The sequence below is a fragment of the Actinomadura oligospora ATCC 43269 genome, from assembly GCF_000518265.1.
Lineage (GTDB): Bacteria > Actinomycetota > Actinomycetes > Streptosporangiales > Streptosporangiaceae > Spirillospora > Spirillospora oligospora.
In genome coordinates, this window is sequence record NZ_JADG01000003.1 from 1,084,684 (window position 1) to 1,096,711 (window position 12,028).

General features: G+C 69.4%; 9 protein-coding genes and 3 pseudogenes. 3 read left to right on the forward strand and 9 right to left on the reverse strand.

The window, feature by feature from the left end:
* Positions 1-77: 77 nt before the first annotated feature.
* The gene (locus P696_RS0104445) at positions 78-1,007 is read right to left on the reverse strand and encodes a hypothetical protein (RefSeq protein WP_026411376.1); all 930 of its coding nucleotides are present in this window, start codon (positions 1,005-1,007) and stop codon (positions 78-80) included.
* A 770-nt stretch (positions 1,008-1,777) separates the two neighbouring features.
* Between P696_RS0104445 and P696_RS55670 the strand changes: the two genes are divergently transcribed.
* Positions 1,778-1,996, forward strand: coding sequence for a hypothetical protein (locus P696_RS55670; protein ID WP_157429509.1), 219 nt, complete (start codon positions 1,778-1,780; stop codon positions 1,994-1,996).
* Positions 1,993-2,894: pseudogene (locus tag P696_RS43225) on the forward strand (serine hydrolase). Before P696_RS55670 ends, P696_RS43225 begins: the two are co-directional and overlap by 4 nt.
* Before the next feature lie 69 nt (positions 2,895-2,963).
* On the opposite strand, the gene P696_RS0104460 reads toward P696_RS43225, so the two are convergent.
* The 8 genes and pseudogenes from P696_RS0104460 to P696_RS0104485 form a co-directional block, all read right to left on the reverse strand.
* On the reverse strand, positions 2,964-3,863 hold the full coding sequence (locus P696_RS0104460) for a phosphotransferase (RefSeq protein WP_026411378.1): 900 nt from the start codon (positions 3,861-3,863) through the stop codon (positions 2,964-2,966).
* A 59-nt stretch (positions 3,864-3,922) separates the two neighbouring features.
* A complete protein-coding gene (locus P696_RS0104465; RefSeq protein ID WP_026411379.1) occupies positions 3,923-5,485 on the reverse strand; it encodes an FAD-dependent oxidoreductase in 1,563 nt (520 codons plus the stop codon).
* 25 nt (positions 5,486-5,510) lie between these two features.
* Positions 5,511-6,527, reverse strand: coding sequence for a glycoside hydrolase family 113 protein (locus tag P696_RS0104470; RefSeq protein ID WP_026411380.1), 1,017 nt, complete (start codon positions 6,525-6,527; stop codon positions 5,511-5,513).
* 681 nt (positions 6,528-7,208) lie between these two features.
* Positions 7,209-7,502: a serine integrase family protein gene (locus tag P696_RS58685; protein ID WP_211245604.1), complete on the reverse strand. Its 294-nt coding sequence runs from the start codon at positions 7,500-7,502 to the stop codon at positions 7,209-7,211.
* 100 nt (positions 7,503-7,602) lie between these two features.
* Positions 7,603-7,722, reverse strand: a pseudogene (locus P696_RS59190) (recombinase family protein); the annotation flags it as partial.
* 274 nt (positions 7,723-7,996) lie between these two features.
* A pseudogene (locus tag P696_RS59195) lies at positions 7,997-8,041 on the reverse strand (hypothetical protein); the annotation flags it as partial.
* Between the two features lie 433 nt (positions 8,042-8,474).
* Entirely contained in the window at positions 8,475-8,732 is a 258-nt protein-coding gene (locus tag P696_RS0104480) for a cinnamycin family lantibiotic (RefSeq protein ID WP_026411382.1), read from the reverse strand.
* A gap of 1,604 nt (positions 8,733-10,336) precedes the next feature.
* Positions 10,337-10,756 (reverse strand): peptidase inhibitor family I36 protein, encoded by a 420-nt coding sequence (locus tag P696_RS0104485; protein ID WP_026411383.1) that lies wholly within the window; start codon positions 10,754-10,756, stop codon positions 10,337-10,339.
* Positions 10,757-11,392: 636 nt separating this feature from the next.
* Here P696_RS0104485 and P696_RS43235 point away from each other — a divergent pair.
* Positions 11,393-11,944 (forward strand): hypothetical protein, encoded by a 552-nt coding sequence (locus P696_RS43235; protein ID WP_157429510.1) that lies wholly within the window; start codon positions 11,393-11,395, stop codon positions 11,942-11,944.
* Positions 11,945-12,028: the final 84 nt, after the last annotated feature.

Genomic DNA, 12,028 nt, shown 5'->3' on the forward strand with positions numbered 1-12,028 from the left:
CGCACCAACAGGGTCACGGCCGTGGGGGGAGTCCAGGCCATGGCTCTTCCGAAAGGCTGTCGCGGTCGGCTTTCAGGTCACCGTTCGAGGGGCGCACTGAGCTGCAACGCCGTACGTATCATCGCGGCGCGCTGGCCGGGGCAGTGCCACAGGTCTTCGTCCACCGGCTCGTCGTCGTCGAAGCGCATCGGCTTGTACAGGTACTGGACGCCCGCGAGCCAGGAATCGGGGTCGACGTCGTGGCTTTCGCCGTGCGCGCACGCCGAGTCCGTCGCGACCTGGGTGAGAACCTCCCGCAGGTAGGTCGGGACGGCTGGCGGTGCGGTCGCTTCCTGTCCGACCAGGGACGAGCAGACGACCGCCGTCAAGGGCAACACCTCGCTCTGCGGGACGTCACCGAGCAGTCTCTGGGCTGCCCAAAGGCTCGCGATCTGCGAAGGCGCGTCCTCAGGGAAAGAGCCGACGTTGACGGTGAGCCCGATGACGTCCAAGGCGCCATCGACCACGTACGCAGGCGTGAGCAGGCTGAAATCCGGCATTCCGAACTCGACGGGACGCCGCGCCAGCAGCACTTCCATGGCTTCACGGGCCATCGTGCGGAGCCAGGCCGGGCAGGAGAACAGCGCGATCTCGTCGCGGCCCGTGAATCCTGCGGCGGTCGCCACCTCGGGGTTCTCGATCGCCGGGATCCACCGCACGATGCGCTCGAGGTTGTCGAGCTCGGCGTAGCCCGGATGGTCTTCCTCGCAGGTGTCCAGCGTTTCCTCGGCCAGCGCCGCCGCGGCGAGCAACGAGTCGTAGACCCGCTGGTCGCGGAGCCGGTGGACGGCCCAGAAGCTGGTCGAGTAGAGCGCGAGGAGCTGTCCCGCCCGCACGCCGGGATCGGGATCCTCCGCGAGGATCTCGGCGACCAGCCCGAGCAGTTCGACCGGATCGCCGGTCGGATAGTCGTTGATGATCTCAAGCAGGCTCCTGACGAACCCGCTGGCGGGAGGAAACTGGTTCACCGATGTCAGATGCAGGCCGCTGCCCCGAGGTTCCGTACCGTCATGATCCGCCCAGGCGCATGGGCACCCGTGCGGCTGCGCCAGCCCTCTCCACACGACTCGGCGAGGCCCCGAGCCCCAACCGGACGGCATTGCGGTGACCCGACCCGCGGTCCTGGGTGCGGCCTGCCGTTGGTGTCGACCGGCCGGGCACTTCTCCTGTCACCTTGATGACGACCGATCGCATGACCGCGAGCGGACTCCAGATCACCGACAGTGATCGCGCCTTCGACGGCGCTCGAGAATACGCTCCAACGACTTTGCGATCTCACCGGCAAGCTGGCCGTCCGCCTGGTTGGGACTGCTACCGGCTCGGTGTTCACCTCACCGGCGGTTACCGAGGCGGGCACAGGCCGGGTGGGACGATGCGTCGGGGCCTGGGCTGCTTTCAGCAGCAGGTGTGTGCTTTCTCTGCGCGCGGGCGCGGTTCGTTCTGGGGTTCGGTGGCGGCGATTCGGCCGCGGAGCATGGCGTCCATTACGGCCGTGAACCGTTGTGTTCGCGGTTGGCCGAGGACGAAGGGGTTCGCTTCGTTGGGGTGATCGCGGAGCTGCTCGGCGCGTTCCAGGCCGTAGTCGTTGGGGTGGTTAGAAAATTCCACATTCGCGCCCGCCTGACGCATCCAGCCGGAGGACGACCTGCCACACATCCGGGACCACCTGGAACGGCTCGGCCACCGCGCGGCCCTGCTGCCCGCGCAGATCACCCTCGCTCCCTCGCTCACCGCGGCCGTGTCCGAGACCCTCCGTACCGGCGCGCTGCTGCTGTGCTCGTCCGCGCAGGCCGACGAGTTGGGGCTGTCCTGGCGTCCGCTGGTGGGTGAGCCCGTCGCACGCGGCTACCAGCTGCGCGCCAGCAGCGGCGTCGACGCGCGAGCTGTGAGCGAAGGGCATCGGGAGCCGATCGCGCGCTGTTTGGGTGTACCGGCGGACGGCCGGGGGCGGTCATGACCGTCCACCAGGCCGTCCGGGAGCTCCAGGCCATGCTCAAGGACGCGGGACTGTCCGGCTCGTATCTGGTCCGCGATCTGGACGGCGGCGACGAGCTCGGCATCGCCCCGGACCTCGAGCTGCCGATCGCGTCGCTGGTCAAGGTGCCGCTCGCGGTGGCCGTGTCGGAGCACGTCCAGGACGGACGGATCGACGCGGCGACCATGATCGAGGTGCCTCCTGGGCGCGTCACGACACCGGGCCCGGTGGGGCTGAGCAGGTTCCGGCATCCGGCCCGGATCGCCGTCGACGACCTGCTCTATCTCAGCACCTCGATGAGCGACAGCAGCGCGACGGACGCCCTGTTCGGGCTTGTTCCGCCCGCCGAGGTGAACCGGGTTCTGGCGAGGTCCGGCGTCACCGGCATCACCGTGCGCCATTCCATGGACGAGCTCACGCAGACCCCAATGGAACGGTTCGAGCCACGCGAGGTCCACCTCGCCCAGTCGCTGGCGATCGGCTCCCGCACCGCCGGGCGTGGACATCCGGTCCCCCAGCTGGACGTCAGCCGCGCGAACTCCGGTACCGCCCGAGCTTGCGTCGACCTCCTCCAGGCCCTGTGGGTCCCCACCCGCATCCCCGTCGCGGTCGCCGCCCAGGTGCGCAGCCTCATGGGCCTGAACGTCGTCCGGCACCGGCTCGCACCCGACTTCAGCTCGGACCCTCGCGATGGTCGTCCAAGACCGGCACGCTGCTCAACCTGCGCCACGAGATCGGGGTGGTCGAGCACGACGACGGCTCCCGATACGCCATCGCGGCGCTGACGGAGTCCACCGTGCCCGCGGCGATCCTGCCGACGGCGGAGGTCGTGATGGCACATGTGGCCCGCGCCCTGCACGACCTGCTACGGGCACGATGAGCGACGCTGGTACGCCTGTGGGTCGACGTCGGAACCGGCGCGTCTTGGTCGATGAACCGCCACCGGCCTTTATGGGCGGAGCGCGAAGAATGCCTCGAGGCGACGGCGGTGGTAGTCGAGGTCGTCCTCGCTTAGGTGGCCGCCGCGGCGGCGCTCGTGTTCGAAGCACGCGGCCTCGCAGCGCAGCCGGTGCCGGATGAGCTGGACGACGGTTTCGTCGTCCATGGCGCCCGCCGTCCCACCCGCCTCGTGGTAGTCGTCGACGAACCGGCGGCGCTGTTCGAGGGACGCGGCGTATTCGTCGGTCCACTCCAGTGCGACCGAGGCGACCTCCAGTTCGGGCGCGCCGACGACGGCCGCGTCCCAGTCCAGGACAGCGACGAGCCGTCCGTCCCGGGCGAGGGTGTTGCCGACGTAGTAGTCGCCGTGCAGCGGGTGCCGAAGGGGACGGCGGCGATGGAACTCCGCCAGCCAGCGGTCGAGCTGCGGATCGGCGAGGTCGGGGACGTCCTGCGGCGGCTCTCCGTCCAGGCCGACCTCCAGGAACCCCCGCACCGGACGCGTCGGAGGGCGAAAATCGACCAGAGCGCGGTGGAGCCGTGCGAGGAGCCGCGCACCTTCCCGGCGCATCGGCTCCTCGGCGATGCCTGGCCACTCCCCCTCGACGAACGGCCAGACCGACACGGGCCGTCCTTCGACGCGGACGACCGTGGCCCTGCCGCGCGTGCGCAACGGCACGACCGCCTCCGGCATGGACAGCGCCGCATGCGCGGCGACGGCGTGGCACCACTCGGACTCGGCACTGCTCCGTCCCAACGGCCCGATCCGGATGACGAGGTCACCGGCCCGGTACGCCGCAGACTCCTCGCCGCCCTGCAGACGTACCGGCTCGTCCTCGACACGCCGTCCCCACTCCTCTTGGACGGCGTCACGCATGGCCGCGGTCAGCGGCGTCTCCACGAAAGCCACCCTCGCGACCGTACCCTTCGGTTACAGGGCGTTCACCCGGTACGGGACGTTCGACCAGGTCAGCGGGGCATGTTGCGGCTGTGGACGCCGAACCACCGTTGCAGAGCCGCCTGGAGACCCTCCAACTCCTTGGGGCTTGGCTGGGGCGAGATGGATGCCCAGGCGACGTAGGAGTCCGGGCGGATGAGCAGGGCGGTGGGCCCTGAGGTTTGGGGAAGCGCGGTGACGATCTCCAGTCCGTCCTGCGGCAGGGCGAGCGTCTCGGCCAGCGCTGCTCCTTCGGTCAGGTCGAGCAGCAGAGGACGTGCGGCTCTGGTCAGCTCGGCCAGCCGGACCGGCCCGGTGGGAGTGTGCAGCTCCAGGTCCGGGACGAATCGGCCGACCAGCGGGTGCGCCTCGGGCTCGCCCATGTCGTAACGGACGTCGGCGCCTGCGACAAGCCCGGCGAGGCGCTGCACGGTGGCGGCGTCACCGAGCAGTTCGGCGAACACCGCGCGCAGTCCGGTGACGTCGTCACCGGGGGCGATCAAGGCCGACTGTGCCTGCGCGTTCAGGACCATGCGGTGGGCCGCTGATCGTCGCTCCGTCTCGTAACTGTCCAGCAGTCCGGACGGGGCGCCGCCGCGGAGGGTGGCGGCGAGTTTCCAGCCGAGGTTCACGGCGTCCTGCAGGCCGAGGTTGAGCCCGGGCCCTCCCCCGGTGGCGGAGTACACGTGGGCGGCGTCACCGATCAGGAACACCCGGCCGTCGCGGAACCGTTCGGCGATCCGGGTGTTGCCGCCGCTCAGCCGCCGCAGCACATGCGGCCCTTCGCCGTCGGGGGGACCGAGCGGCACCTCGACCCCGAGTACGCGGCGGATGCTCGCCCGCAGCTCCTCGAGGGTCATGGAGTCCTCGGTCTCGGGCTGGTCCCACTCCGTGGTGCTGAGCAGCGGCGGGTGGCCGGGCATCGGCGCGTAGGAGAATCCGCCATGCTCGGTGCGGTGGGGCAGGAACGGCAGGACGGGGCCGTGGCCGGGGATGTCGAGTGCGCCGGTCGCCGGATCGAGCCAGTCCGCCGGGACCGTCGCGTGCGCCGAGCGGACGGTCATCCGGTCGTAGGTGACGCCGGGGAACCCGATGCCGGAGAGTTTGCGTGTGCTGCTGTGTGCTCCGTCCGCGCCGATGAGGTAGCGGGTCCGAAGCCGGTACGTCCCGCTCGGACTCGCGACGTCGATGGACACCTCGTCGTCCTGCGAGAGGCCGACGACGTCGTGCCCCTGCCGGATTTCCACGCCCAGTTCGATGGCGCGCTCCCGGAGGACCTGCACGATGCGCCGCTGTGGCACCGGCAGGGCGTAGACGGGACTGTCCTCCAGCAGGCTCAGGTCCAGGCCCAGCGCGCCGAACATGAAGTATCCGGAATTCGGCTGCGGTGGTTCTTTGTCACCGCTGAGGCGTTCGTGAAGGCCCCGGTGGTCGAGCATTCTCACGACCTGCCCGAGCAGCCCGTTCGCCTTGGGTTCCCGGCTCGGCTCAGGAAGCCGTTCCAGGACGATCGGCCGGACGCCCGCCAGGCTCAGTTCGCAGGCCAGCATCAGTCCGTTCGGACCGGCGCCGACGATGACGACATCTGTGATCACGTGTTCTCCGTTGGTCATGACGCGGTCAGCCGCGGTAGTACTCGGCGAGGGTGGTGAACGCGGCCTTGGGCTCCCAGGGCATGTCGGGGTAGGTGTCTCCGAGGCGGTCCTCGTAGACCTTGACGACGCCGTAACTGGCCAGGTCCAGATCGTCGCGGGGATCTCCGTCGGGACGATGGACGTGGTCGTAGAGCGCGAAGGTGAACACGAAGGCGCTGTCGACGCCGCCCGCTTCGAACGCCTCCAGCAGCTCACGCACGCACGTGGCCTGACCGGCCTCGTCCCGGGCGTACTCACCGTTCAACCGCACCGGGCCGCGTTCGTCGTACTCGACGATGTCCAGGCCGAGTGCGCCCTTGTCGGCGGCCCCTTGGTAGCCGGCGGAGCCGAACTCGGTGATCGCGACCGGCTTGCCTTGCGCGACCAGGCCACGGACGCCGTCGGCGAAGCGGTCGGCGATCTCGGCCGACCTGTAGAGGTCGACGGACATGATGTCGAAGAGCGTCCAGTCGACGCCTTCGAGCGGTACCGAGGCGTAGGTCACCCTGCCGCCGAAGCGCTCGCGCACGAGCGGCACGGCCTTGCCGAGGAAGTCGTTGACACGTGCGCCGACCTGGTCGATCAGCTCACGCACGCCGTCCGGCCGGCGCAGCAACGCGACCCGCTCGTCGGTGCTGTCGCCGGGCAGGAAACCGGGATTCATCAGGCTCAGCTCGGCGCCGGCGACGAACACCACCTCCGCGCCCTGCAGCCTCAACCGCTCCGCGCGTTCGGCGCAGTCGGCGAACAGCGACAGCATCTCCTCGGCGGTCAGTTCGAGGGGGTAGGGCGAGAACCAGACCTCCAGCCCCAGGTCGGCGGCGTACGTCGCGGCCAACTCGATCCGTTCGGGGTCACCGCCCATGACGCGGACGGCGTTGCAGTGCAGGTCGTCGCGGATGATGCGCAGCTCTCGCTCGACCGTCTCCGGGTCGAAGTGCCTGCGAGAGTTCGCTCCGTTCTTGACGAAGCCGGTGTCATAGCTGATGCCTTTGGCGCGCACGTCTCTTCCCTTCTCCCCTCAAGGGGCACTCAAGGTACGAAGCGTACCCTAAATGCCGGTGTGAGCTGCTAGCAAGCCGAGCGATAAGGAACGGCCAGTGCCGATCATGGGACGTACACGTCCCGCTCGGGGGCCTGCCGCCGGTACGCACTGGTTGCTCGACGGCGGCGATTCGGTCTGTCACGGACTGGCCGTGCAGTCTCCACTGCCGACCGATGTCGATTGCTTCTGCGACGGTTTGCGTCGCTCTCGGCGCACCACCGCCTGCGACGTCTGGCCGTGCACGTGGCGACCGGGACGCCCGAGGACCTGATCGCCTCACCAGCTGAGGCGCGCATCGCGTGTTACAGCCCGCGCCCGGCCAGAGCCCAAGCGGTCGCCGACCTGCTGACCGGCACACGCATCACAACTCCCGGCCAGGTCCCGGGGCTTGAGCAGCAACCCTGCGGCCAGTGGCGTTAGCGGGTCGTGAGGGCCCGCGTTACCGCCACTGGCGGGTCCGATGCGGGTGGCGTCCAGGGTTACCGGTGGCGTCGGCTGGGGTCGTGTTGGGCGAGGGCGGCTGCGAGGGGGACGGCCGGAATACGGGCAGAAAGGGGCCGCGGGATCTGATTGGTTGAGGCGTCCTCGAGGTAGCGGAGGACGCCGGGCACCACACCCCCGCCGCCGGCAGCCCGAGCCTTAGTCGGCCCCGTTGATCTGGTCGGCGTCGGCCAGCGCCCGGTACAGCGTGGCGACCGACGGGGCCTTGCCCGCGTTCTTGCCCGAGGCGATCCGGAGCTTGGCCGCGATCTGGGGGACCGGTACGCCTTTGGCGCGCAGCGCCAGGGCGAAGGTGAGCATGTCGTCGTCGATCACCTTGGGCCGGCCGCCGTGGTTGCCGTTGGCTGCGGCGATCTGCTGCCCTTCCAGGGTCTTGTCGCGGATGTACTCGCGGTCGAGTTGCGCGGCGACCGCCAGCACCGCGAACAGCATCGCGCCCATCCCGTTCGGGGTCGTGTATGCCGGTCAGCGGCCCGGTGAGCAGCTCCAGCTGGATCCCGGCAGCCTGCAGCTCACCCGACAGCGTCATCAGCTCGGCGGCGTTGCGCGCCAGCCGCTTGGTCTCGTGGACCGTCACGATGACCGGTTGGTCCGGCGCGGCGGTCCGGATGTCGCGGCACAAGGCCAGCGCCGCCGCGAGCTCCGGCCGCACCTTGACCCGGGTGGAGATCTTCTCGGAGAAGATCCGGCTGCACCCGGCCGCGCAGCGCGACCAGCTGCGGTTCCAGTTCCTGGGCTCTGGTCGGGCAGCGGGCGTACCCGATCCGGATCGGCGGGCCCGCCGGGTCCGGAGCCGCGGCCGCGACCGGCGGTCGCGCCTGCCACGGCCGCCCGGGGAACCGCCCGCCCGGGACCGGGACCGGGACCGGGACCTCCAGCAGCTCCCGCAACGCTGGCACCAGAATGAACCGCGCGGTGTGGTACTTCGAGGCGACCTTCCCGCCCCGCGTCCGGCACACCGACGGCGCCATCACCTCACAGCTCGGGCAGTCGAACCGCTCAACAGGGGGGCAGCCGGAATACGCCGGAAAGACACCGCGAGAGCTGGACGCTTGCCCCGGGAGCGGCGTCTGACGTGCTGAAACTTAGGTTTCAATGGAGCCATGGCCTCTTCACCGCTGCTGGCGCCCATCTAGCGGTGGTAGGCGAGCGGTCGTGGTTCTGGTGATCCACGGCCGTCGAGAATGGCGGTGTGCGGTCACTGGCTTGGCCTCGCGCGATTCAGGGGAGCCGGCACGTCCTGGGGCCCGGGCACCGAGGCGAGTGCCCGGGCCCCGTGGGACGCGGCTGGCCGGGCTGGGTCACCGGGAGCCCTTCCGGCGCGCAGGGGGCTGGCTCAGATCTGGCAGCGCGCGCCGGCCTGCCGGGCCAGAGGCGTTGCCGCCCTGCCGCCAGAGGCGGCCGTCAACCAACCTTGGTGGCGCCGTCGCAGATGATGGTGGTCGGTCCGTAGCTGCAAGTGCTGATGCAGGCGTAGACGTCCACGCCCGCCAGGCCCTTGGTCCAGTAGCCCAGGGCATCGACGTCGGGCTGCTCGACGCTCTCGGGGACCGCGGTGACTCCGAAGGCGGCGGGCCGGGCCAGCAGCTCGGCCCTGACCTCGGCGTCGGCGGCGGCGTGCCGCAGCACCGACTCCCGGGCACCGAGGGTGAAGCCCGTGATGGTGTCCTCTCCTCGGGGAACTCCTCCTCCCCCAAGCTCACCACCGGCGCCCCGCCGCCGCACAGTCGGCCGGCGGGTACGTATCTGTTCCCTGACCGGGCCGGGGCCAGAACCGGCAGGTCCCGCCGCCACACCTTCCGCACGCCGCGTGTACCGGCCAACCCGCCGGCGGCGGGTTGGCCGGTCGCCAGTAACCGGCGCCGATCTGTCGCATGGCGCGGGCCGCCCTGTACCGAGCACGGGCTCGGTGAGATCTGGCGCCAGCCCCTGTCTCGCTGGTGAGGACGCCGGTAAGCCGGTGGGGTCCGCCAGCGACGTCCTGGCGGATGCGAAGGGATCTGTGCAGTCGACGGCCAATCAACCGTGGGGGCGGAATCGTTCGACTACGCCCCCACGCCCGATCCAATCGGAACCCAGCGCCTGCCCTGCCGGAACCGGGCGCCGATCCAATCAGATCCGATCCCCACTTCCGCCCCTCCTTTTCGCCCCTAAATGGCCACCAGAGCCCGCCGGATACGGCCCAGCGCTCGGGTCGGTGTCACCGGAGGAAAGGTGCCGAACGTGTTCGTCGGCTGGAAGCCGGCGGGCGGTAGCGGCCGAGTGGGCCGCCTGCAACGCGATGGTTGCGCTGCTGACGTGGGGCCTGAGCAAGTCCCGCCGGTCTCAGGGGCGCCCCGTCGGCCTCACCCGCGCGCCAGTCGTCGCGGCGCGGCGGCGGCACGGGGCCCCGCCGTGCTGCTCGTACTGCGTGGGCGCCGACGTGGGGCCGCTGGCGCTCGTCGTCCCCTTGAAGGCGCTATTTGGCGATTTTCACCTGTCAGCAAGTCCGCCACAGTTCGGCGTATAGGTATTGCTCGGCCATGGGGATGCCGTATCGGGTCGTTTTCCCGGGCCGTACCCCTCGACACTGGTTGTGGTTGTTCCTGGGAAACCAAGGGTCTCCGGTGACGACGTTTACGCTGATCAGCCGTCCGCAGCTGACGTTCTTCACGAAGACGTACTTATGGTCTTTGCTCTGCCACCGTTGTGTGCAGCCTGGCCATGCGTCCCTCGCCGACATCGAACCGCCGGCAAGGGAGGGGACGGCCATCGCCGTGCCGACCGTGCCGGTTGCCGCGACTGCGGCCACCAGGACGCTCGCGCCGAACCGCAAGACAGCATTTCGTGTGATATCCACCGATTACTCCGCATTGTTGGGTGTTTGTTTGCCTCTCCCGGGATCATCCCGAACGAAATTCCGAGACCAGTTTCCTTTGCGCTATGACGCAAGGGGGCGTTGACAGATCTCGGAGGCGGGTACGACACCGGTTGTGAGGTTGCGTATCTTCTTTGAGCCGCATGACCTTGCGCGGATACGGTCTCGGCCCCCGCTGAGACGGCCTTTAGCGGGCCGCAGAGTGCACATGGGCCCCTTTCGGTACGGGGTGGAAGATGCTCCATATAAGTACTATGTCACCGAGAGAAGTTGAAATACTCCACCGAGTAATCGACATGTGGTGGCCAGTGCGAGCGGTTGTGGCTCCCCGTTGAGCAGGACGCCTCTACCGGCTACCTGCGGGGGGTGGTGCGCCTGGAGGCTGTGGCCCGGCCTCCAGGCGCCCGCGTCACGTATGCGTGATGCAACTGATTCCGTCCGGGAGACCGGCCTTACGGATGTCGCGGAAGCGCGTGTACGGCCGGATGATGGCGTGAGGGCCCCTGCACCTGCCCGTCCCTGACACCTCCTGCCAGACGACCTGGCCCTGGTTGGTGGCGTTGTAGCCCGACAGGGTTATCTTGTCGGAGGGGTGATGGCTGGGGCCTTGGACCGGCTTGAACCGCATGGCCAGATTGTCGTAGTCCGCCGCGTACCACAGGCAGAAGTAGCCGGTGGTGCAGGCCCCTGTGCCTGCGACGGCCTGTGTGGGCGTGTGGGTGTTCTGCGCCGCATGCGCGGCGGCGGTCGCGCCGGTCGATGCCAGGGCGGCACCGAGCGCGAGCGCCGCGGCGCCCTTCAGAAAGCGCTGGGAACGGTGATGCGTCATCGCTGTTCTTTCCCTTCGTCTGATGTTCAGGCGTGGTTGATGGCGGCCGGGTGAAGACAGCGATCACCTGACCGGCGGAGCATCTGACTGCCATGTGGTGAACCGGTCCGAGCATCCCCCTCGATGCCTACCGTCCGCGTTCAGTCGCATGCGGAGAGCGTATGGCGGCTGGTCGGCCTGTGGCGTGCCGCGCCGTGTCCGCGCGTGTCACGACATGTCCGAGCAGCTCGTTTCAGCAGGTCATAGCGTCTCTCTCTGCCGCGCCACGGCATGGCGTCGCGGAATGTCATGGGACCGGCGCACGCCCAATTGGGCCCAGCCGATCACCGCAGCCCCCGCACCCGGGGCCGCTCGACCCCGGCCAGGCCTTCATTGCCGCGACGCAATGGCTTGCCGATCAGCTGTGTCCCCGGGGCGCGCCCGCCAGGGAATCAGGCCGAACCTTGTCCAGCCACGGCGGCGACCTGCCGGACGGGCGTTCAGGAGCGTGTGGTGGGGCGGCGGACCATGGCACCCGCCAATACCAGAGCGCGCGACTGGGCCCGGGGCGCACTGGACTCGTCACCAAGAAGCCACAGCACGACACCCCACCCCCGTCGATAGCATTGCGTGATGATTCGAACGCCAAGAGTTGTCATGTCTCTGCTTGCCCGCACACCACGTGCCCTGCCCCGGCCCGTGACGGCCGCGGCCGTGGCCACCTGCGCACTCCTGAGTACTGCCGCCGCCGCACACACCGCCCCACCCCCGCCGCCCATCTCCGCAGAGAAGAGCGACGCCACGATCACTATCAAGGGCTTCAAGCTCAACAACCCCAGCAACGGGACGTCCAAGAACGTCACCGTCACCGGAACCGTGTCGACCCTTCCCGCCGGCACCGTGGTCACCTCCGACGGCAAACCGATCGTCCGGCTGGAGAGCAACTGCGCCATCGAGGCCAGGGCCCTCGTCACGGACTTCGGCGAGCAGAAGAAAGCCGCCGGCTCCAGTGGGGAGCTGTCCTTCCCCTGCGGCGTCAAAGACCGCGCCTGGTCGGCCACCTTCAACTCCGAGAACTGGCCCTACAAGTGCAGCAACACCGTGCTGGTCCAGGTCGACGTCACACGCGACGCGGTCGGCCTCCCCGACAACCGCACCCTCCGCCGCCCTGACGGCAGTGACGAAAAACGCCTCAAGGCGACCTGCTGACAGTCACGAGCCGCTCGCGAACGCGGGATGCGCTTCCATCCCACCCGCGGCCCACTCGCGCGATTCAGCAACGGCGCAGGCGGG